Consider the following 20,823-nt stretch of genomic DNA (forward strand, 5'->3'; position numbering starts at 1 on the left):
GGTCTAGCTAAGCCGGACAGAGTTGGGACGTTGTTTGAAGGTGGGTTTCGAAGTGATTAGGCGCGAGGTATCCGAGCGCGGAATGCCGCCGCTCGGCGTTGTAGTAGCTGATTTCGAGTTTGGCTTCGGTCAGGCCGGGGAAGCTGCCGCCGTCGAGCAGTTCGGCTTTGAAGCGGCTCCAAAACGATTCGGCGTGCGCGTTGTCGTAGCAGTTGCCGCGCCGGCTCATGCTTTGCAGTGGGCCGTGTTGGGCGACCAGGGCTTTGAAGCGGGTAGCCGTGTACTGACTGCCCTGGTCGGAGTGCACGACCAGTCCAGCCGAGGGCCGGCGCACGACCAGGGCCCGGCGCAGGGCCTCGCTCACGAGGTCTTCGGGCATGGCGAAAGCGCACGTCCCAGCCCACGATTTTGCGCGAGCAGCGGTCGAGCCACACGGCCAGGTAGAGCCAGCCGCCGCCCTGGCGGGGCAGGTACGTGACGAGAGCCCACCCACACTTGGTTCGGGGCGGTGGGGGCCGGTTGGCCGAGCAGGCGGTTGGGGGCGGCGCGCACGGCCGGGTCGGAATCGGTGGTGCGGGGCACGAACGAGCGGGGCTGCTGGGCGCGCAAGCCGTGGGCGTGGAGCACACGGCGGATGCGCCAGCGGCCCACGCCGTGGCCTTCGGCCTGCACCTCGGCCCGCAGCCGGCGCGTGCCGTAGCGCTGGCTGTGGCGTACAAAGGCTTGACGTACGGCTAGTTGCCAGGCCGGCTCAGGCACGGGTTGGCCCTGCCGCCGGCACCAGGCGTAGTGGGCGCTGGGCGCGATGTGCAACACGCGGCAGAGCTGGCGCACGGGCACCCGCACCTGGCACTGGGCGATGTAGCGGTAGGTGCTCACCGGGTCGGCTGGCCGAAGATGACCAAGGCTTTTTTTAAAATATCCAGCTCCTGCGCCAGCCGCTTGTTGGCGGCGCGCAGGGCGCGCACCTCCGGGTCACGGGCCACTTCCTCACTGCCCACCTCGGCCACGAGCTGGGCCTGCTGCCAGCGGTAAAGCAGCTTGGGACTGATGCCCAGCTCGCGGGCCGCGGCTTGCGTACTGCGGCTCTCAGACGCCAGGCGCAGGGCCTCGACCTTGAACGCCTCGTCGTATTTACGCCGTTTGTCGGGCGACACCCCGCTGGTTTTTGCTGCCATAACAGAAGAAATATACGTCCTTCTTCTGTCCGCCTTGCCTAGACCACCTCAAAACGCAAAACGCCCCAGCTACTAGTAGCAGCTGGGGCGTTTTGCGTTTATTGCAGGCTTACTTTACACCCACTTGTTGTCCAGTACGGCACCGTTGGCGTTGATTTTGTTGGCCGAGATAGTTAGGCTCAGCGTCATCGACGTATTGGTATCGGCACCACGGGCATCAAAGTGCTCGGCGTAGCTTACGCAGTAGGCTTCCTCGAAGGAAATTTCCTTCAGCGTCGAATCCTGGTCGATGCGCTTGAAGGTGATTTTACCACTTTCGCGCTTGTAGGGGTCCAGCATCCAGCTGGTCAAGGAGGCGCTATCGGTAGAAACGATAGTCACTTTGATAGTGCCGCCCTGCACTTTGGAGGAAGGACGACCTTTGTCGTCGATGGCTTGGTCGAAGGAGTAGCTGCAGCTTACTACTTCGCAGTCGCCGCTGCCAGCGGCATTGAAGAATGCACTAAATGAGGCCATACTACAAACTGGTTAAGGTTGAAAAATGGTTGAAAAGAAAAAGAATAATTCTACTTCCGGTCATTTGCCTCACTACCACAGCACATCGTCACACGTATTCTCCCTCTACTGCTGTTTGTATTCAGCGTTCCAGTCGCGGCCCGGATCATCCGGGTCGTCGCCCTTAGTACCATCCAGCGACACCAGGAAGGTTTTAGCCGGGAAATACGGCACCATGTGTATATCGAGCAGAATGCGGTCCTTCTGGTTCGGGTCGCGCTCAAACTTTTTGATGGAAAACTTCTCAATCAGTTTTCCGGGGCCTGCAATACCATCCAGGAAGCGTACAATCTGGCTTTGGATGTCCATGCGCATGTTGTGGTCCCAGTTTTCGAAAGCCCGGCGGTTGAGGAAGTCTATCAGCACCTTCGTGACGTAGTCGAATACCCGCACTACTGAATAGGTCTGCAGGCCAATATTGTCACCGTTGAACAGCGTTTTGGCTGAGAAAGCCATTACCCGGCCGTACTCGTTTACCATGGGTACCAGACCCAGCTTTTCGAGGTTGGCAATTTCGCTTTTTCGCAACGGAAACCGTACACCATCTACCTCGTTCAGCGTACCGTGCTTGCGGCCTGCCGTCACCTGCGAGGCCAGCGTACTGTATATCCGGCCGGCTAGTGCTGAGGAGGGAGGTACAAACAGGTCTTCCTCCTCCCCTACTTCCTCCAGCTTGCCCCGGCCTACTAACCAGTTACAGGCCATAATGACGTTGGACTTGTGCGAATCAGCCCCTGTCAGGTTGGCTTCCTCAAACAGTTCGATTACGTCGTCGGGCGTATCGTAGTGCTCGAAGTCCGTGACGAGCATCACCTTGTTCTTGTGCGCAATCTTAGCCCACTTGTCCACCACTTTGTTGGAGCCCAGATATCCGGGCACTACCAGCAGGGAGTAGTTGTCGCGCAGGTCAAGCCGGTCATAGTTCTGCTCCAGCTCGTTGGACACCGCGTCAATAAACGTAGTATTGTCCAGGTCCTGCAGCTGGTCTTTGTCGGCGTTCAGGATAGAGATATTCTTTACCTCATCCTGATCCGTATTGCGGTAGAACAGCGCCATAGAGCGGTAAGACTGCTCCATGTCATGAGTAGCCTCAATGGCTTTTCTGAGATTGTCGGTGAGCTGTGCTTGCGAGCTTTCTACCTGCTGCTCGCACTGCTCTACGGCATCGGCAACTGAGTCTGCCTGGCTGAGCATTTCGTGCCAAAGCGCAAGCCGCTTTTTTAGTTGCTGCCGGTCGGCCTTTTTGCTGTCTTCGGTGAGGAAGATTTTTTTGCGCGCTTTCTTTTCCGGGTTGAGGTTGGAAGCGCCGTCAATGGTAGTTTCCAGCAGGTCGAAGCCGCCGAACTTAGCCAAGGTCTGGGTATTCTGCTCCAGGCTGGGAGCGTGTTCCCGCTCGCGGGAGCCCGCAACAGCAGGTTTCTGAGGTTCAGTCGCCATATAGAGAGGAGGCTCTACAGAGTTTAGTAGAAGGAAGGAAACAGATAGAGGAGTAAGCCAGCGGCTAATCCAGCTCTTCTATCATGGCCTGAATGGCCGCCAAAAACGCGGCTTTGGTTTCCGGAGTATCCAGGGCCGACTTCAGGATTTTGTTGGACTTGAGCTGCCGCAGCAGCTTCTGCAGATCATCAGTCTGCGTGCTCAGATCCTGCAGAAAGCGGCTCTGATTGATAATACCCTTCTTGCCAAAGTCGCCGAGCGACTCAAACCGCAGTGTTTCGGGGATGGAAGTGCCATCAGCCTTCTCAAACTCCACGTCCACTTCTGGCTTGAAGTGCGCGAAAACGGCCTCCGGGGTGCGAAGTCCTTCCACTACCTGTGCCCGCAAAGGCGGGTCGGCGGTGAGTTTCTGTACCAGTAAGGTCCGGTTGAGGGGAATATCAGTAATGGCCTCCTGAGCATTATCTAGTTTGCGCTCCTGGCCGCCTATTCCGTAGTTGTACATAAGAAAAGGATTACGCTTGATGCTTCACTATCAACTGCTCCGTATACGGGGCTTCGAGAAGTAAGGTACAGGAAATTCCGATATCGTCTTAGAAAATACTGTGGTTCCTAATTATTTTACATATCCCGGAAACGACGCCTTACCAGTACCAGAGTGGCCGCTTTGCTGCCCCGGGCTACTTATGGTTGATGATATTCTTCTACCTTACCACCATAGTCCTACCTCTTTGTTGCGTAGGCAGCTATGCTGATACTTCTGCGGCTTTGTTTTCCATTACTATCCTATGGCCTACACCGACGAGTTAAAACGCGCCCTGCACATTGCGCAAGCCGTGGCCCACGAGTACCGCCACGAATACTACGCTGCCCCTCACCTGCTTACGGCGCTGCTCCACAACGAAATAGGCCTGGCTTCGTGGCTGGCCGTGGACCTCGGCAAAGACATTCATTACCTGCGCGAATGGGCTGAAGTACGCCTCGAAGGCCTGCCCAAAGCCGTGCGCCCGCCCGAAATGCCCACCGCCGACAAAGACCTGAAGCCGGTGCTGGAAGTGGCCGACCTGGTGGCGCTCCAGCTGTCCAAAGACCAGACCGACCCGCTTTGTGCGCTGGCGGCCCTGCTCCGGCCGGGCCTCACCTACACCACCGAGCAGCTGAAATCGTTGCCGCTCACCCAGCGCGAAGTGGTGGAAGCCGCCGAGCCCGACGCCCTGCAGCCCGTAGCCGTGGGCGCCGATGGGCAGGAGTCGGCGCCGCTGACCGACCGCGCCGCGCCGGCCGGCAAGCAGGGCGCGCTGGCGACCTATTGCGTGAATAAAACCGAACAAGCCGCCGCCGGCAAGCTGGACCCGATTGTGGGCCGCGACCGGGAAACGCGCCAGATGGCCGAAATTCTGGGCCGCCGCACCAAGCCGAACGTGCTGCTGGTGGGCGAGCCGGGCGTCGGGAAATCGGCGCTGGTGGAGGGGTTTGCCCAGCAGATTGTACAGAAGAAGGTGCCAACCCATTTGCAGCAGGTGACACTGTTTGAGCTGGACCTGGGCACGCTGGTGGCCGGCGCGTCTTATAAGGGCGAAGTGGAGGACCGGATTAGGAGCGTGCTGAGCGAAATCAAGCAGTACACCCGCGCCATTCTGTTCATCGACGAGATTCACGCCCTGCTCGACCCCAAAGGCTCGGCCGGCGCGGGCATTGCGCAGCTGCTGAAACCCGAGCTGGCGCGGGGCGAAATAACGGTCATCGGGGCTACTACCGGCGACGAGTACCGCCAATACATCGAGGCCGACGAAGCCTTCAACCGCCGCTTTGACGTGCTGCGGGTGGAAGAGCCGAGCGTAGTAGTGGCCGAGCGGATGGTGAGCAGCGTGCTACCCTACTACGCCAGCCACCACGGCCTGCAGGTGGGCACGGGCACTGTGGAGGAGGCCGTGCGCCTGGCCAAACGCTACATCAAAGACCGGCAGCTGCCCGACTCGGCCATCGACCTCGTGGACCGCACCATGGCCGCCATCCGCATGCTCGACGACCACGCCGGGGCCGAGCTGCTGCAACTGCAGCAGGACTTCGAGACGCTGGTGGAAACCAGCCGCGAACAGCCGGAGGCGGAGCGCCTGAAAGAGCTGCGCTGGTTTCTGTATCAGGTGCAAAACCAGGTCAGCCACCTCTGGCTCAATCAGCTCGACCAGGAGCAGCAGCCCGACACGCTGGAAACCTTTGAGGCGCTGGAAACATACATTCGGGAGCTGCTGGCGGCGGTAGTGGCGCTGTCGGCTACCAGGAAAGACAGTGTGGAGCGCGCTGATATTGCGGCCGTGGTAGCCGGCAAAACCGGCATTCCACTGGGCAAGCTGCAAACCAACGAGCGGGACAAGCTCCTGAACATGGACCAGACCCTGCAGCAGCGCGTAGTGGGCCAAAACCACGCCGTGAAGGCCCTGTGCGAGGCTATTCTGGAGTCGCGCTCCGGCCTCATCAAAGCCGGCCAGCCGATTGGCTCGTTCTTTCTGCTGGGCCCCACCGGCACCGGCAAAACCGAGCTGGCGAAGTCCCTGGCCGATTTCCTGTTCAACGACGAGTCGTTTTTGATTCGGTTTGACATGTCGGAGTTCAAGGAAGAGCACTCGGCGGCCCTGCTCTACGGCGCGCCTCCCGGCTATGTGGGCTACGAGGAAGGCGGCATGCTCGTGAACAAGATTCGGGAGAAGCCTTACTCGGTGGTGCTGTTCGATGAAATCGAGAAGGCGCACAGCTCGGTGTTCGACATCTTCCTGCAGATCTTGGACGAAGGCCGCCTGCACGACCGGCTGGGCCGGGAAGGCGACTTTTCCAACGCCGTCATTCTGTTCACCTCCAACATCGGCAGTGAGCAGATTATCAAGTCGTTTGGCGAAGGGCAGATTCCGGCCACCAACACGCTGATGGAAACCATGAGCCGCCATTTCCGCCCCGAGTTCCTGGCTCGCCTCACCGAAATTGTGCCGTTTGCGCCTATTTCCGAGGAAAACGTGGTGCAGATTTTCGACATTCATTTGCGCCCGTTGCAGGAGCAGCTGCGGCGGCAGGGCATCACCCTCCACCTCTCAGACGACGCCCGCACGCACCTGGCCTTGTCGGGCTTTACGCCGCGCTACGGTGCCCGGCCCATCAAAGGCGTGATTCGGCAGCAGCTGCGGCGGCCCATTTCCCGGATGATTATTGCCGGGGAAGCAGGCAAAGGCACCATTATTTCGCTGGATAAAGCGCCGGAAGCCGAGGAGCTGACCTGGCAAGTGGCAGTGGCTCCCGAAGAACCGACGGCGCAAACTACTGAGCTGCCGGAAGCCTCCCCCACTCCGGCCGAAACGCTGCCCTAGCGGCGGCCCGGATACAGCTGGACTCCTATCAGGCGGCGACGTTAGTTTTATCGGTTACTGTATGGCGTATATCCATGCTGAGCTACACCTGGCGGGCCAGACGTATCCATTGGCAGCCTGCACGTTTGGCTTTCACCAGAACACCGACCAGCGCGGCCGGCCCAATTCCAAGGTGGTCGGCGCGCCCCTGCAGTTGCTGCTGGAGGGCGAAGAAGGCGCCGCCCTGGCCGAGTGGGCCGGCCTGCCCGACAGCCTGCGCAGTGGCGAGGTAGTGTTTTTTCCGGACGATGCCCGCCAGCCCCGGCGTACGCTCGCCTTTACGGATGCGCGCTGCGTGCATCAGCACGTGCAGCTGGTGCCAGGCGCCGGTGAGGCAGCGCACCAGTGCCTGCTGGTGCTGTCGGCGCAGCAGCTGGAGCTGGATGGGCAGGTGCTGGAGCAGCGCTGGCACAAGCCCGCCCTCACGCGCACGGCGGCCAAAGGCCTCAGGCCCAGGCCTGAGGCCACACCAACGCAGACGCTGGCCGCGGGAGGCCTGGTAGCGGAGCTTGTGCAGCAAGAACCCGCTTCTCTTGAGTGGATAGACAAAGAAAAATGGGTCGGCAAGCCTCGCAGCAAAGATGGCTTTCTGGGTAGCCGGGAATTGTCTCGCCGCGCCATAGCCGGATGGGCTAATAAGCTGGCCAACTCATACGGAGTACGCTTGGAAATTCTGTCGAAAGGCTCTCCTATTCTCACTTACATGGATCAACACAAAAAGCAGGGAGGCTTTCAGGCCGGGACTGCCGCTATCTACCTGCGGCCTGGCCCCACGCACTACGAAATGCTGCACGAAGCTGCGCACGCCGAACAGTGGCACCGCTTAGGCGCTGATGACTATGCCCGGCAAAGCCGATTGCAGAAAGAAACGTATGTATATGAGGAGCTCATGAGGCAAAAACCAACCCTCACCCCGCAAGAAATAAAACATGCAACGGCCTACATCAACGATATACGCCAAGCCAGCGGCCTTGCCCCGACAAACACCGAACACTTGTAGCCTCATGTCCTCACTTCCTTCCCTTACTGAAGAAACTGTATTGCAACTGGCTGCACAAGCCTTGGCAGACCGCCAGATTGCCTACGATACCACTACCGGGCTGCAGGCCCGCTACGAGGGCACAAGCACGGGCCTACTTGGCTTTGAAGGCCAGCCGATCAGGCACTGGACTGTTTCCTTCCTGACCAACCCAGGCTTTTTCGACCAAGAAATGTTCTTTATCAAACTAGATGACACAACCCGCAAGGTTCTCTATATACTTGGCCCCCGTGAGTTTATCTTATAAACCGACGGATGCCGCTCGTGCCTGCCAGATACGCCTACGGCAGCAGAGGCAGCTTTAGATCGAATCGGGGAGTTGAAACGCGTCATGTGGGGCCCATCCGCCGCCGGAGTTGCATGGTACATATACTTCTCAACCGCACCGGCAAAACGCCCCTGTTTACCAGTTGGCTTTGGATCTTCTTTTCCTTCGCCCAATGTCCCCCGATGGAATCAGCCGCTAATACGATATACAGGCAAAAGCCCGTGGAATACTTCCCCACCGCTCCGGCCCTGACGCTGGCCCAGGCCATTCGGGAGGATGATGCAGTAAGGATTGACGCTATTTTCAAGCAACACCCCAGCCTCGACCCCAACCAACCGGGCAAGCAGGGCGTCACGTTTCTGTTCTGGGCGTATTCGCACCACCACACCAACGCCATGCGGGCGCTGGTGGCGCATAAAGCCAATGTAAATCAGCCGTTGCGCCTGCCCGATGGCAAAGGCGGCACCGAAACGACGCACCTGATCAATATTGCCACCGAAGGCCCCAAAGACGAGCTGCTGGTGGCATTGCTGGAGCTGGGTGCTGACCCGAATGCGAAGGATGAGCGGAAGATGCCCGCTCTGCTCAACGCCGTGTATAGCAACAACTACACGCGCATGAAGATCCTGCTCGACCATGGCGCCGACATCAATGGCACAGACAGCGCCGGCGGAACGGCAGCAGCTACGCTGGCCAGCCTCAACAACTTCGAGATGGTACACTACCTACTGGAGCGCGGCGCCGACTGGCGACTTAACAACGGCGAAGTAGCGCTGAGCACGCAGGAAAAGAGCGTCGGCAATCCTGAGGCAACCCGGTGGCAGATCAAGGTGAAGCAGCTGCTACTCGCCCGCGGCGTTAAGTTCCCGGTGCCTTCGTCGGGGGCGAAACGCTACGCTGCCATCCGGGCCAAATGGGAACAGACGCCCGAGGGCCGCGCCTGGCGTGAGAAGCTCGATGCGCTGGGCGCCCAGCCCGAGGTAGTGGGCAAGGCCTAGACGCAGCAGGAAGACCAGGCGTTTGCCGCCATGAAAACCTGGATGAAGCAGCAGGGCATACCGGAGCCGCCTTTCTTCACGCCCTCCAAGTAGCGTAGCGGCTGCCGGCTCGTAGCCGGCAGCCCGCGCCTTCGCCGATTACATACCGGCCGCTGCTACGCTCACCTCATACGGCAGGTTCATGGCCGACTGGCTGGCCAGCAGCACCTGCAAATCGTGGGCGGCGCGCTGCCACTCCGGTGCCGAAAGGCGGCTGCCGGGCGCGGGCGTCAGTTGCACCTGAATGCAGCGCACAAAACCCGCCGTGGGTGTGGCGCCGTTGCGGAAGCCCTTCCCGATGTGCACCTGGCTAAGCTGGCTGCCAAGCTCGGCCCAGCATGCCGCCCGGATATCCTCCTGCGTCACGATACGGTTGCGGCTGAGCAGGTTTTTGCGGAGCGCGTGCACCCGTTCCTCGGGGCGGGGCCGCTCCCGGCCGCCGCTCGTGGAAGTCAGCAGGTGCACGCTTTCCAGGTAGTGGCCGTCGTAGACCTGCAGGCGGGTTCCGGTGGGCAGGCGGTTGGCGGCCTCCCCGTCGCTCGACCAATACTCCAGGTATACGCTGTCGTTGGCGTCGCGCGGGCGCAGCATCACATAGGGCGTCGGGTCGCCGCTGGCTTCTGCCTCCGTCTGGCTGAGGCGTTCTTCCAGCCGGGCTAGGTTCTGGTTCAGCTCGCGCAAGGTATTGGCCACAAAATCGGTGCCGGTGGCGGTAAAGGCCCGGCTTTCGTCGCGGAGCAGATCGAGCAGTTCCAGCAGGGCTTCCTTGCCCGAGCGGGCATCAAAGCGGCCGGCTCCGTAGCGCAGCGTGTAGGTGTCGGTTTCATGCTCCTGCAGGCTGCTGAGCGTAGTGGAGCGAAATACCACGTTGCGCAGGCTGTACACTTCCCTGATGGCCAGAAACGCCTCCTCCGAAGTCAGCGGAAAGATATTGAGGGCAGGCTGCAGCCGGAACAGGTGCTTGTGGAGCCGCCGGTTGAGGACCGGAAAGCAGTTGAGCCCGCAGGTGAGCGAAGCCAGGGCTTCGGGCGGCAGAGCCGGCGAAAAGCGCATTTCCAGCCAGATAAGAGGCTGCACGAACTTCTCGCGCACTTCCGGCGCGAAGCGGGCGGCCAGGGCCGCCGGAAACGTTTCGCGCAGGTAAAACTGCAGGTCGGTGGCCGGTGTGGGCAGCAGCCGCACAAAGCTGGGCGCGTACAGATTGCGCACGTGCTGCTCTACGCGCTGCAGAAAGTCGTATTCCTGATGAAGCAGCGGCGTAGCCTGCGAAGAATCATCCAGGCCCTGCGCCACCGGCAGGCTTCGGTCGCCCAGCCGCCACACTTCTCCGGGCAGATACGCCAGGTAAGACTCGCGGCGGGGCTCGTTCAGCCAGTCGAAATAGAACAGGAGGTCCGCCAGCGACGTCACGTCCGGGTGCAGCTCCAGCCCCAGCCAGAGGCGTCGGTACTCGGCGGGCTCGAAGTGCGTGGCGGCCGCCATTGGCACCTTCTGCCCCGCTCCTTCCACACGCCACACCTGGTCGTCGGTGGCTAAGTAGCGCACGGCGCCATCGGTGAGGCGGGTGGGTTGCACGGGCGAGAAGAACATGCCGGCTCCGGTGGCTGCCCGGCCCGCTCCGGCGCGCAAAAACAGAAACTGCGCCTCGGCCGGCAACAGCAGCTGCGGCTCGCGCGGCGGGGCCTGCGCAATGGCGTGGGCCGGCCGGGGCGCATCCACCACGTCGGGGTTGAGCAGGCTGGCCAGCCGCTCCACCAGCCGGTATTGGGTGTTATTGATTTCCTGCCCGATTTTCTCCAGCTCCACGGCGCAGGCTTCCAGCAGCAGCTCCACCAGCGGGTCGAAGCCGTCCATGTCGGCCTCCGTGTAGCCCCACATGTCGGCGGCTTTCTGAATAAGGCGGCTCTTGATACCGGCTTTGGTGAAATCCTCGGAAGACTGCATTGCGGATACGGCTCAGGTAAACTTTACTTACACGACGGATAGCGGAGCCACGAACAGGCTGGCCCGGAACGCAAATGGCTCGTTGGTGCGGTGCAGCACGGCGCGCACCGTTACTTCCAGCCGCTTCCGGATCCGTTGGCTCACGCCTTTCATCTCGAAATCCTCGACCCCGACCAGCACTTTTACCTGCTCCAGGCGCGGCTCCCGCCCGGCAATGACTTTCTCCACCGACCGTTGCACGTTGTCCTTCCAGCGCATGTTGGTCATGGCCTCGAAATCCTGCTGCCACACCACGCAGCCGAATTCCGGGTCGAAGCGCGACTCGCCGAAGTGCGTAGTGAGCATCAGGTACAGATGCTGGGCAATGGACTCCTGCGCCGAGCAGCGGGCCAGCGGCCGGCGCTGCAGCAGTTCCTCAAAGTTCAGGGGCAGGCGGTAGTATTCGTTGCTCATAATGTGCACCAGGGCGGCAGCCAGCGGTTTATTTATACCCGAAGATTCCCCGCTTGCGGCCCAGCTCCTTGTCGATGGAGTCAATCATCTTCTCCACGCTTTCCTTCATGTTGCCGGAGGTGGAATTAGGGTCCTGCAGAATAGCCACGAAGCCTTTGCGCGCCTGTTCCAGCATTTCCTTGCGCTGCTCCTTGCTCATGCCCGAGGCCCGCAGGCGCAGGCAGTCGGCGTTGTTGAACCGCACCTGGTCGGTGAGCAGGGCTACCTGCTCGTTGCTTTCCTGCAGGCGGTTCTGCAGGTCGGCAGTACGGCCGCCGCCCCCACCTCCCCCGCCACCGCCGCCACTGATCATCACGGGCGCGGGCCGGTTGGAGGCTGCTGCCTGGTAGGTAGCCAGCAGTTGCTTGGTCTGGGCCAGCTCGGCGGCCAGCTGCTCCTTGCCCGACACGTCAATCCCCTTCTTATCAAGCGACTGACGCAGGAAATCCACTGTATTACGGTTGCTGCGGAACAGGTCGAAGTCGCGCAGCACGTTGTGGGCCAGGCGCTTGTTAGTCATGAACTGCATGCGGCTGGAGTCGCGCCGCAACTCGCTCAGCGTTACGGCAATGGCGTTCAGGTAGTCCTGACTCCGCTTGTTGAGCTCCCCTACCACCAGGTCGTTGCTTTCGGCGCGCAGCTGCCGGTCGTTGAGTTCGATGCGCTGCAGGTAGCCCGTCAGCGTATCGAGCTGTACCAGCAGTTTCTGTTGCTCGTTGCGCGTGCGTTCCAGCTCCCGCTTCAGCTTCTGGTTTTCATCGGCAATCGAGCCATCCGAAAACAGGTAATAGGATGCCAGCAGCGGCAGGGCCAGCGCCAGCACATAGAAAACAAGGAATTTCCAGAGGCGGGTAGTGCGTTCGGCGTGGTTGAGAGGCTTCATGCAGGCGGGAGCAGTGAGGAGCTAAGAGCGAAATTAGAACGGATTCCAGCGCGTAACAGGCTTTTCCGGCGCGGCCGTGGGGGCCACGGGATTCTCATTGATGAAGGTTTTCCAGCCTTCTTTGTTCTTGCCGATATACTCCAGCTGCGTAAGCTGCCGAAACACGTTGGCAATCAGCTGCCACAGCGCGTACTGCTGGGCCAGGTGCTCGTGCACGCGGTGGTGGTCGTAGCGCATCGTGACGGCGGCACTCAGGGCGTTGAGCAGCGTGGCGGGCTGCGTTTCCGTCCATTGTTCGAAGTATTTGAGCATTTCTTCCCGCTCGGTTTCCGTCAGGCAGTCGAGGGCGGTTTTTACGTGTTTGGCCAGCCGCAGCAGTGTGTCGAGAAGGTGCAGCGGGGGCTGGGCGGCGGCACTCAGGTGCAACGTGGTGAGGTGCCCGGCCAGCGCGAATACGGCCCGCTCGGCCAGAAACTGTACCTGCTCGCCGAGGTGGCTTTTCTTGTCGGGGCGCTGCTTTACTTTATGGATGATCTTGAAGCCGTCCGTTTCAATCTCCTGCAGCAAGTGCTCCAGCTGGTGCAGCCATTTCAGCAGGGCCGGGTGGCTGCTCAGAGCGGTGCTGGGCGGAATAAACTGCGTAACGGGCCGCAAAGCGCCTTCCGCGTACACCAACTCTCCTACTACCAGATGAAAAGAGCTGACCGCGGAGGTGTTCACCTGCTGCGTTGGCACCACGCTAAGCTGGTACTCGGGGCGGGTGTAGGGGTGGCGCGGTGGTATTTCTTCGGGAGCCGGCTGGCCCATAGGCACCCGCACGTACGGGTTCACGGACACCACCACGCTGAAACGCAGCTGCTCGGTGGCCGTGGGCAGGTTGAAGTCCGTCAGTAGCTGGGCGAGGCTGGTGCGCAGCGTAAGCGGCTCGCTGCCCCCGGTAATTTCAATGCGCGCTCCGCCAGCCGTTACGGCCCGGCAGTGCGTCAGGCGGGCCTGCACGCCCTGCTGCTGGTCTACGCTGAGCAGCAGCTCAAACGAAGACAGGCCATGCGGATCGGTGGGCAGCAGACCGTAGCAGTGTGCGCTCAGCCCTACGGCCGTTGCATCGCGCAGGTGCTCAGTGGTAAACTGTTCAAGCTCGGTGAAGTGGCGCCGGGAAATTTTCATTCCATCAACCCAGTTCACGGGATAGTGCTTGATTTCGGGTAGCATAGAGAAGTGCGAAAGAAGAACCGTTGTAACGCGGCAGCCGGAGCAGGGGCTGCCGGAAAAGCGAAGCTTAGCGCTTCACGCGCTGAGCCACAATGATGTCACCTTGCTTGAGAAAATTGTCGCGGAAGCTATAATCGGGGTTAAGATAGCGCCGGGGTTGCCACCAGCGCTGCTTGGGGTAGAAAATCCAGCCGTACGGTTGGCCCTGCTCATCCAGATACTGAATGGCCTGCTCAGGCTTGAGCAGGTTGTAGTCGGTGAGAAAGATCTGAAACAGGTCGGCGAAGTGCATTTCGTAGGGCGCCTTCGACGAAAAATCGTGGTAGAGCGACTCGCCGAAGCGGCGCGACATCCAGAAGTGGACCACCATAAAGTTGTTCAGGTCCATGCGGGCCAGGTCGGGGCCGGGCGCGTTTGCCTGGTAGTACCACAGCTTGTAGGCGCGGTGCGGAATCCGCTGCCAGCTGCGGTAGGCCTCGTAGAAGAAGTAGGGAATGACGGCGGGCAGCGTGGCCATCACGAATGCGGTAGGCGCCGTGCGGCCCTCCAGCCCCGGCAGCCACACCAGCAGCGCCACGCCCAGCGCCCCGGCCATCCAGCCGAGCGTGGTCATGACAGTGCCGTGCACCCACTCGTCGGCATCAAACCAGGGCAGCCACTGCTGCTGCGCATACAGATGAAAGCAGCCCAGCAGCACCGAAGCCGCCTGTAGCAGCAGAAACGTGGTTTTGAACGGCAACGGGCTGTATACGGCGCCGGCTCCCAGCAGCGCAAACAGCACCAGGCTACTCAATAGGTATAGAAAAACGCTGATAAACGTCGGATTCTGCTGCAGGCCGGACCGCGCCGAGGAAAACATATTGTTTGCTGCACTGCGCGCCTGAGCTTCCGGGTTGGGAGTCAGCATAAGTTGTTCTGGCTTTTAGTAAGTAAAAAACACTCGTATCAATTGCTGGCAACCCGGAAAACAGAGAGTAGTGGCAGACCACATCGGCTGGCAGCCGAAGTAGCACGTAACGCCACAGATTACCTTGCTTTACCTAGTTTTAGGCTTGCAGGTTACCTGTTCCGTATCCCGGGCCGGCTTCATCCGTTTGTAAGTTGTCAGAAAAAAGATAGTATGCCAAACCACAGCCCATTTGGACACTTCTTCGGCTGGGCGGCACCGGCGCCGGCCGCGCCGCCCAGCCCCCCGCCCACCTCGGCCCGGCTGCTGCTGGAAAAGCTGCGGCGCCAACCCATCGACCTGCGGCTGGAAGTGGTACTGGCCGATTTGCTGGCACACGGCTACCAGCTCGATGAGTTTGTGGTGCGCCCCGCCAGTTTGTTTGCCCGGCGCTACCGCCGCGACATCGGGGCCATAACCGAGGAGCCTACCGACCGGTGGCACAGTCCCAAAATCGGCATCGAGGTGCATCGGGAAGGGCTCTACGACGCGCTGCCCCAGCAGTTGTTTCACCATCCCGGCGACCCCACGCCGCAGCAGGGCGCGCGGGCTATGGTAGAAGACATTCAGGCCCAGCGCCGCCGCGAAAAAGCCACCCGGCGGTTTTTTCTTCCTCTGGAGCAGGAGTTTTTCCGGTTCCGGGTGCTGCTGGAGCAGGAGGAGCGCCGCTACATGACCAACCTGTCGGCGCAGTGGTACAACGAGGTGCTGGCCCGCTTCTGGGAGCTCTCGGGGCAGCTGCCGCCCAAGCAGGTGACGGCGCTGCTCTACCTGCTGCCCCTGGCCCACCGCATCACCGGCGACCTGGACCGCACGCGACAGGTTTTCGAAAGCATCCTGGAAGTACCTGTGCGCCTGCGCACCATTGCGCCCCTCACCTTCGAGCCCGAAACCAGCCAGCCCCTTGGGGCCGCCGGGGTGGCGCTGGGCCAGGGCGAGCTGGGCCGCGACTTTGTACTGAGCGGCGCCTACCACGAAACGCTGCCGGCCCTCGAAATCAGCCTGCAGTCGTTATCGGCGGCGGAGCTGCAGCACTACCTTGCGCCGGACACGTGGCAGTCGCGGGCCCTGAAACTGCTGTGCAGCTACTTCGTGGCGTTCGAAACGGATGTGGTCGTGCGCTACGAAATGTCAGCGTCAAGCCAGTCTTTCGTGCTTTCCGACGAAGGAGATACCGCCGTGCTGGGCTACACCACGGTAGGCCTGTAGCCCGGCAGCCAGTATCAACCGACCTACCTCACAGGACCACACCGTGCCTGTGCGCCGGCCATTCAGCAGACCTTGCATGAACATAATTTATCTGACGGATTTGCTCGGAACCGGCGTGTTTGCCATATCCGGCACGCTGGCGGCCCTGAACAAGAACAAGAGCCACGATGTGCTGGCGCTGTTCATTTTCGCGTTTGTAACCGCCGTTGGGGGCGGCACCCTGCGCGACGTCATCATTCAGGCCTATCCGGTGGCCTGGATCAGCGACGCCAACTACCTGACGGTCATTACTCTGGGCGTAGTCATAGCTATTGCCTGCCGCCGCTGGTGGCTGGGCATTCTGCACCGTCCGCTGCTGTTATTTGACACGCTGGGCATCGGCATCTTCACAATTATGGGCCTGGAAAAGGCACTGAACGCGGGCGTCAATACGTGGGCGGCGGTTCTGCTGGGCATCGTTTCGGCGCTGTTTGGCGGGGTTATCCGGGATACGCTGGCCAATGAGGTGCCGCTGGTGTTTGAGCGCCAGCTGTACGCTACGCCCTGCCTGACGGGCGCGGTGGCCTACGTACTGCTGCTGCCGCTGGGCCTTCATCCTACCCTCGTGTTCCTGCTGGCAGTGGGCGTGATAACCGGCTTCCGGCTGCTGGCTATCCGCAAACGCTGGGCGCTTCCCGCCGTCCGGGCCTAGCCGGTGGCCGCGGGCTGTTGGCCGGCCGCTTTCCCCGAAAAACCGCAGGCGGCTTCTCCCGACCGGAATTTGGTGCCACCTTTAAGGTCCCTTTTGCAAGAGCCGATCAGAATGAACGCCACGGAACGAGAAGAGCGAGAGTACCTGGAACACATCAAGGAGCAATTGACGCGGGCTGTTGTCCGGGTAGATGAAGCCGTCAAACAGTCGTCCAACGAGCTGCGGCAGAAGAAAAGCTACATCCACGAGCACCAGTCCGGCATGGATGAGGCCGATATGGTGGCGGCCGGCCAGTCCATCAACCGCATGGCCTTTACGGGCGAAGCTGCCGTAACCCGGAAACGCAAGCTCCTGAAGCTCATGCAGTCGCCGTACTTCGGGCGCATTGATTTTGCCGCTCAGGGCCAGGCCACCGTGCCGGTCTACATCGGCATGTACTCCTTTTTCGATGAGCAGCAGCGCGCCAACCTGATCTACGACTGGCGCGCCCCGGTCTCGTCGATGTTCTATGATTTCGAGCTGGGTGAGGCCTCCTACCCCACGCCTTCGGGCACGGTGCGCGGCACCATCGAGCGGAAGCGGCAGTACAAGGTCCGGGACGGGCGGCTGGAATTCATGATCGAAAACGACGTGAATATCCACGACGACGTGCTGCAGCGCGAGCTGGCCAAGTCCTCGGACGACAAAATGAAGACCATCGTTGCCACGATACAGCGCGACCAGAACGCCGTAATCCGCAACGAAACCGCCCCGGTCATGGTTATTCAGGGGGTGGCCGGCTCGGGCAAAACCTCCATTGCCCTGCACCGCATTGCGTTTCTGCTCTACCGCTACCGCGAAACCATAGCGGCCCGGGACATCCTCATCATCTCGCCCAACAAGGTTTTTGCCGACTACATCTCGAACGTGCTGCCCGAGCTGGGCGAAGAGCACATTCCGGAGATGGGCATGGAAGAGCTGGCGGCCGACCTGCTGGAAAACCGGTATCCGTTCCAGACCTTTTTCGAGCAGGTTTCGGCGCTGCTGGAGCGGCACGATGCGGCGTTTATTGAGCGCATCCGGTTCAAGTCTTCGTTTGAGTTTCTGAGCCGGCTGAACCAGTATCTGCTCCACATAGAAAACAACTATTTCTCAGTGCGGGAGCTGCGGGTGGGCCGCACCGTGGTACCGGCGGCGCTGCTTCAGCAAAAATTCAAGGCCTACCACCGCGTGCCGCTGCTGAAGCGGTTTGCGCTGGTAGCCAACGATGTGCGCGCGTACGTGCGCGACGCGGCCGGCCGCAAGCTGACGGGCCAGGAAAAAGGCACTATCGGGGAAGCCATACCCTGCATGTTCCGGCTCACTAACGTGCTGGACCTGTACCGCGACTTTTACCAGTGGATCGGGCGGCCCGAACTGCTCCGCATCGACCACCGCCAGCCCCTGGAGTACGCCGATGTGTTTGCTCTCATCTACCTGCGCCTGCGGCTGGAAGGCATTACCGTGTATGAGCACGTCAAGCACCTGCTCGTGGACGAAATGCAGGACTACACGCCGGTGCAGTACGCCGTATTGTCGCGGCTGTTTCTGTGCCGCAAAACCATCCTCGGCGACGTCAGCCAGACGGTGAACCCCTACAGCGCCTCCTCGGCCGAAACCATTGAGCGGGTCTTCCCGCAGGCCGAAGTAGTCCGGCTCAACCGCAGCTACCGCTCCACGCTGGAAATTACGGCCTTTGCGCAGCAGCTCCGGCCCAACCCCGATATCCTGCCTCTGGAGCGGCATGGGCCGGTGCCCGAAATACGACGCTGCAACGGCACAGACGAAGAGCTGGCCGCCATCCGGCAGCTGACTGCGGCGTTTGGCAGCTCCGGCCACCAGTCGTTGGGCATCATCTGCAAAACGCTCCGGCAGGCCGAGCGGGTGCACGAGGCGCTGCCGGCTCCCGGCATTCATCTGCTCACGGAGGAATCCACGTCTTTCAAGGAAGGCATCATTATCACGACGGCGCATCTGGCGAAAGGGCTGGAATTCGACGCCGTGGTGGTGCCTTTTGTGTCTGCCCACTCCTACAAAACCGAAGTAGACAAAAGTATGCTCTACGTGGCCTGCACGCGGGCCATGCACCAGCTCACGCTGACCTATTCGGGGGAGCTTACTGCGTTTCTGGCCAGCTGAAGCAGGGTTGCCCGGTGTGGCGTCTGCCCTGGGTACAGGTGCCAGGCATAAACCGCCTACCTTACGTGCGGTATGCGGCGCTGATGACTTTCCTGAAGGTCCGACGCCGCTGCTTTCTTTTGCCGTTCAGCCCGCGCCGCCAGGGCCCTCCGCCTGGTTCCGGCGTGCGCGTGGCCCGGCAGCCGCTCCCCTGACCCCACTAGCTACTTTTCGGCGTGTATCCCACTATTTCGCTGCTTTCCGTCTTTCGCGCGCTACCCGACGCCACGCTGCTGTTGTCTGCCGAACTGCGTATTGAGGCCGTCAGCAACTCGTATCTGGCGGCCACGCTTACCCGGCGTGAAGACCTGCTGGGGCACTGCATGTTCGAGGTTTTTCCCGATAACCCGGCCACACCGGAAGCTCACTCCGTGCGCAACCTGCGCGCTTCGCTGGAGCAGGTCCTGGCTACCAGACAACCGCACATCATGCTCCAGCAGCGCTACGATGTGCCAGACCCCAGCCGACCGGGCCAGTTTGTGGAGCGCCACTGGCTGCCGCGCAACACGCCCATCCTGGATGAGCAGGGCCGCGTAAGCCACATTCTGCATAGCGTGTCGGATGTTACGCTGCTGGCCGCCGGGCTAGACCGGCACCAGGCTACCAGCGCCGAGCTGCTCGATACTCAGCAGCAGCTCCGGCAGGTTAACCGGGAGCTGGAAGCCCGCGTAGCGGAACGCACCCGCGCCCAGCACGAGGCCCTGGCCGCACTGCGCGAGAGTGAAACCCGTTTCCGCATCATGGCCGATGCAGCGCCCAACCAGGTGTGGGCCGTAAATCCTGACTCCACCATCCGCTACGCCAATCAGGCTTTCCTGGACTTTGTGGGAGTGAGCCTGGAAGAGTACGTGGCCACGGGCTGGTCGGCGTATCTGCCGCCGCAGGAGCTGCAACTGGCGCAGCACACGCTGACCGAGGCCATCCGAACCCGCTCGCAGTACCGGCTGGAACACCGCATGCGCCGCCACGACGGGCAGTACCGCTGGCTGCTGGCGCAGGCGGCGCCGAGCTTTTACCCCAACGGCGACCTGTATGGCTACGTAGGCTCGGCCATCGACATCACCGACCTTAAGCAGGCCAACGAGCAGCTCACCCGCACCAATCAGGGCCTGGACAACTTTGTGTATGCTGCGTCCCACGACCTGAAGCAGCCGGTCAATAACCTGGCAGGCTTGTTTGAGGAGATGCGCCGCAGCAGCACCTTTGCCGACGCGGCCGAGGAGCAGCTGCTGGTGCCGCTGGTGCATGAGGCCCTGCAGCAGCTCAGCATCACCATTGATGATCTGGCCGCGCTGGGCCAGGCGCAGCAGTTCAGCCAGACGCACGCCGAGCTGGTTTCGCTGGATGACCTGACCGAGGACGTCGTCAACACGCTGGAGCCGCAGGTGCGCGTGGCCCGCGCCCGCATCACCACCGATTTTCAGGCGTGGCCGGCCCTGTCGTTTGCCCGCGCCAACCTGCGCACCATCCTGCTCAATCTGCTGGGCAACTCGCTCAAATACGCCGATCCGGCACGGGCGGCCCGCATCCACGTGTCGATGTGGGTAGAGCAGGGCCGGCCGGTGCTGGTGGTAGAAGACAACGGCCTGGGTTTCGACGCGGAAAAGCACGGTACCGAGCTGTTTCACCTCTTCCGGCGGCTGCACACCCATATAGCTGGTACCGGCGTGGGGCTGTATCTGGTGTACCGCATCGTGGAAGCTAATGGGGGCAGCATCGAGGTAGACAGCCAGCCCGGCGAGGGGGCCACGTTCCGCATCCGGTTTGGTACGGCCTAAGTCGTGGCCGGGCGCTGCCGTGCGGGCTGTCGGAATGGGCAGCTCTTCCTAAATTGCGCCGGCTCCTGCCACCAGGCAGCCTGAGCACCGGCAGAAACCAACAGTCCGGTTTCCGCACTTTCTTATCCTTGGCAAAAGCGGGCAGACTGCCCTCACAGGCGCTGTGTTCCGCTGACAAGCCATACCACCTTCCGGCGTGCCGGAATCAACGACACAGACTTATGTTTGATATGATGGGCATGATGGGCAAAATGAAGGAGCTGCAAGAAAAGATGCAGCAGGCCCAGCAGGAAATGCAGTTCGTGACGGCCACCGGCGAGGCAGGTGGCGGCCTGGTGCGCGCCACGGCCAACGGCCAGCGCCGCGTAATCAAGCTCGAAATCGACGAAACCCTCCTCTCCGACCAGGAAATGCTGTCGGACCTGGTGGTAGCGGCCGTGAACAAGGCACTGGACGAAGCCGGCGACAAGGCCAAAGAAGAGTTGAAGCGCAAAACCAGCGGCCTGATTCCCAACATTCCCGGCCTCGACCTCGGCGGTTTTGGCCTCTAGCAGCTCCCCGCC

General features: G+C 61.2%; 20 protein-coding genes. 9 read left to right on the plus strand and 11 right to left on the minus strand.

Annotation, left to right across the window (positions count from 1 at the left end; all coding sequences use genetic code 11):
• Nucleotides 1–7 precede the first annotated feature (7 nt).
• The 6 genes from BUE15_RS21730 to BUE15_RS17245 form a co-directional block, all read right to left on the minus strand.
• Complete coding sequence (locus BUE15_RS21730) at nt 8–379, minus strand: integrase core domain-containing protein (protein ID WP_139252380.1); 372 nt, start codon at nt 377–379, stop codon at nt 8–10.
• Nucleotides 361–879: an IS3 family transposase gene (locus tag BUE15_RS21735; RefSeq protein ID WP_139252381.1), complete on the minus strand. Its 519-nt coding sequence runs from the start codon at nt 877–879 to the stop codon at nt 361–363. Before BUE15_RS21735 ends, BUE15_RS21730 begins: the two co-directional genes overlap by 19 nt.
• Nucleotides 876–1,178, minus strand: coding sequence for a transposase (locus BUE15_RS17230; protein WP_073287879.1), 303 nt, complete (start codon nt 1,176–1,178; stop codon nt 876–878). The genes BUE15_RS21735 and BUE15_RS17230 overlap by 4 nt, the downstream gene beginning before the upstream one ends.
• A 114-nt stretch (nt 1,179–1,292) precedes the next feature.
• The gene (tssD, locus tag BUE15_RS17235; RefSeq protein ID WP_073287881.1) at nt 1,293–1,694 is read right to left on the minus strand and encodes a type VI secretion system tube protein TssD; all 402 of its coding nucleotides are present in this window, start codon (nt 1,692–1,694) and stop codon (nt 1,293–1,295) included.
• 105 nt (nt 1,695–1,799) lie between these two features.
• Complete coding sequence (locus BUE15_RS17240) at nt 1,800–3,170, minus strand: DUF5458 family protein (protein ID WP_073287883.1); 1,371 nt, start codon at nt 3,168–3,170, stop codon at nt 1,800–1,802.
• Between the two features lie 64 nt (nt 3,171–3,234).
• Nucleotides 3,235–3,675 carry a hypothetical protein gene (locus tag BUE15_RS17245; protein WP_073287885.1) on the minus strand — a complete coding sequence of 147 codons (441 nt, stop codon included), beginning with the start codon at nt 3,673–3,675 and terminating at the stop codon, nt 3,235–3,237.
• Between the two features lie 283 nt (nt 3,676–3,958).
• On the opposite strand from BUE15_RS17245, the gene BUE15_RS17250 reads away from it, so the two are divergent.
• The 4 genes from BUE15_RS17250 (at nt 3,959) to BUE15_RS17265 (ending at nt 8,870) form a co-directional block, all read left to right on the plus strand.
• Nucleotides 3,959–6,526: an ATP-dependent Clp protease ATP-binding subunit gene (locus BUE15_RS17250; protein WP_073287887.1), complete on the plus strand. Its 2,568-nt coding sequence runs from the start codon at nt 3,959–3,961 to the stop codon at nt 6,524–6,526.
• Between the two features lie 61 nt (nt 6,527–6,587).
• Nucleotides 6,588–7,565 carry a type VI secretion system tube protein TssD gene (gene tssD / locus BUE15_RS17255; RefSeq protein WP_073287889.1) on the plus strand — a complete coding sequence of 326 codons (978 nt, stop codon included), beginning with the start codon at nt 6,588–6,590 and terminating at the stop codon, nt 7,563–7,565.
• A 4-nt stretch (nt 7,566–7,569) separates the two neighbouring features.
• Nucleotides 7,570–7,851, plus strand: coding sequence for a hypothetical protein (locus tag BUE15_RS17260; RefSeq protein WP_139252382.1), 282 nt, complete (start codon nt 7,570–7,572; stop codon nt 7,849–7,851).
• Between the two features lie 242 nt (nt 7,852–8,093).
• Nucleotides 8,094–8,870 carry an ankyrin repeat domain-containing protein gene (locus tag BUE15_RS17265; RefSeq protein ID WP_170865300.1) on the plus strand — a complete coding sequence of 259 codons (777 nt, stop codon included), beginning with the start codon at nt 8,094–8,096 and terminating at the stop codon, nt 8,868–8,870.
• A 138-nt stretch (nt 8,871–9,008) separates the two neighbouring features.
• On the opposite strand, the gene BUE15_RS17270 is transcribed toward BUE15_RS17265, so the two are convergent.
• The 5 genes from BUE15_RS17270 to BUE15_RS17290 all read right to left on the minus strand — a co-directional run bounded on the left by BUE15_RS17270 (nt 9,009) and on the right by BUE15_RS17290 (nt 14,347).
• Nucleotides 9,009–10,853, minus strand: a complete 1,845-nt coding sequence (locus BUE15_RS17270) for a type VI secretion system baseplate subunit TssF (RefSeq protein ID WP_073287897.1) — start codon at nt 10,851–10,853, stop codon at nt 9,009–9,011.
• A 27-nt stretch (nt 10,854–10,880) separates the two neighbouring features.
• A complete protein-coding gene (locus BUE15_RS17275; protein WP_073287898.1) occupies nt 10,881–11,306 on the minus strand; it encodes a GPW/gp25 family protein in 426 nt (141 codons plus the stop codon).
• Nucleotides 11,307–11,334: 28 nt separating this feature from the next.
• A complete protein-coding gene (locus BUE15_RS17280) occupies nt 11,335–12,228 on the minus strand; it encodes a hypothetical protein (protein WP_073287900.1) in 894 nt (297 codons plus the stop codon).
• Between the two features lie 33 nt (nt 12,229–12,261).
• Nucleotides 12,262–13,395, minus strand: a complete 1,134-nt coding sequence (locus BUE15_RS17285) for a hypothetical protein (protein WP_139252383.1) — start codon at nt 13,393–13,395, stop codon at nt 12,262–12,264.
• 112 nt (nt 13,396–13,507) lie between these two features.
• Nucleotides 13,508–14,347, minus strand: a complete 840-nt coding sequence (locus BUE15_RS17290; RefSeq protein ID WP_073287904.1) for a TssN family type VI secretion system protein — start codon at nt 14,345–14,347, stop codon at nt 13,508–13,510.
• Nucleotides 14,348–14,560: 213 nt separating this feature from the next.
• Between BUE15_RS17290 and BUE15_RS17295 the strand changes: the two genes are divergently transcribed.
• The 5 genes from BUE15_RS17295 to BUE15_RS17315 all read left to right on the plus strand — a co-directional run bounded on the left by BUE15_RS17295 (nt 14,561) and on the right by BUE15_RS17315 (nt 20,811).
• Nucleotides 14,561–15,595 carry a type VI secretion system baseplate subunit TssG gene (locus tag BUE15_RS17295; RefSeq protein WP_073287906.1) on the plus strand — a complete coding sequence of 345 codons (1,035 nt, stop codon included), beginning with the start codon at nt 14,561–14,563 and terminating at the stop codon, nt 15,593–15,595.
• Nucleotides 15,596–15,671: 76 nt separating this feature from the next.
• Nucleotides 15,672–16,286 carry a trimeric intracellular cation channel family protein gene (locus tag BUE15_RS17300; RefSeq protein ID WP_073287908.1) on the plus strand — a complete coding sequence of 205 codons (615 nt, stop codon included), beginning with the start codon at nt 15,672–15,674 and terminating at the stop codon, nt 16,284–16,286.
• Nucleotides 16,287–16,397: 111 nt separating this feature from the next.
• The gene (locus BUE15_RS17305; RefSeq protein WP_073287910.1) at nt 16,398–18,443 is read left to right on the plus strand and encodes a HelD family protein; all 2,046 of its coding nucleotides are present in this window, start codon (nt 16,398–16,400) and stop codon (nt 18,441–18,443) included.
• 215 nt (nt 18,444–18,658) lie between these two features.
• Entirely contained in the window at nt 18,659–20,260 is a 1,602-nt protein-coding gene (locus tag BUE15_RS17310) for a sensor histidine kinase (RefSeq protein ID WP_073287912.1), read from the plus strand.
• Between the two features lie 221 nt (nt 20,261–20,481).
• The gene (locus tag BUE15_RS17315; protein ID WP_073287914.1) at nt 20,482–20,811 is read left to right on the plus strand and encodes a YbaB/EbfC family nucleoid-associated protein; all 330 of its coding nucleotides are present in this window, start codon (nt 20,482–20,484) and stop codon (nt 20,809–20,811) included.
• Nucleotides 20,812–20,823: the final 12 nt, after the last annotated feature.

Origin of the sequence: Hymenobacter psychrotolerans DSM 18569 (assembly GCF_900142395.1) — a bacterium.
Lineage (GTDB): Bacteria > Bacteroidota > Bacteroidia > Cytophagales > Hymenobacteraceae > Hymenobacter > Hymenobacter psychrotolerans.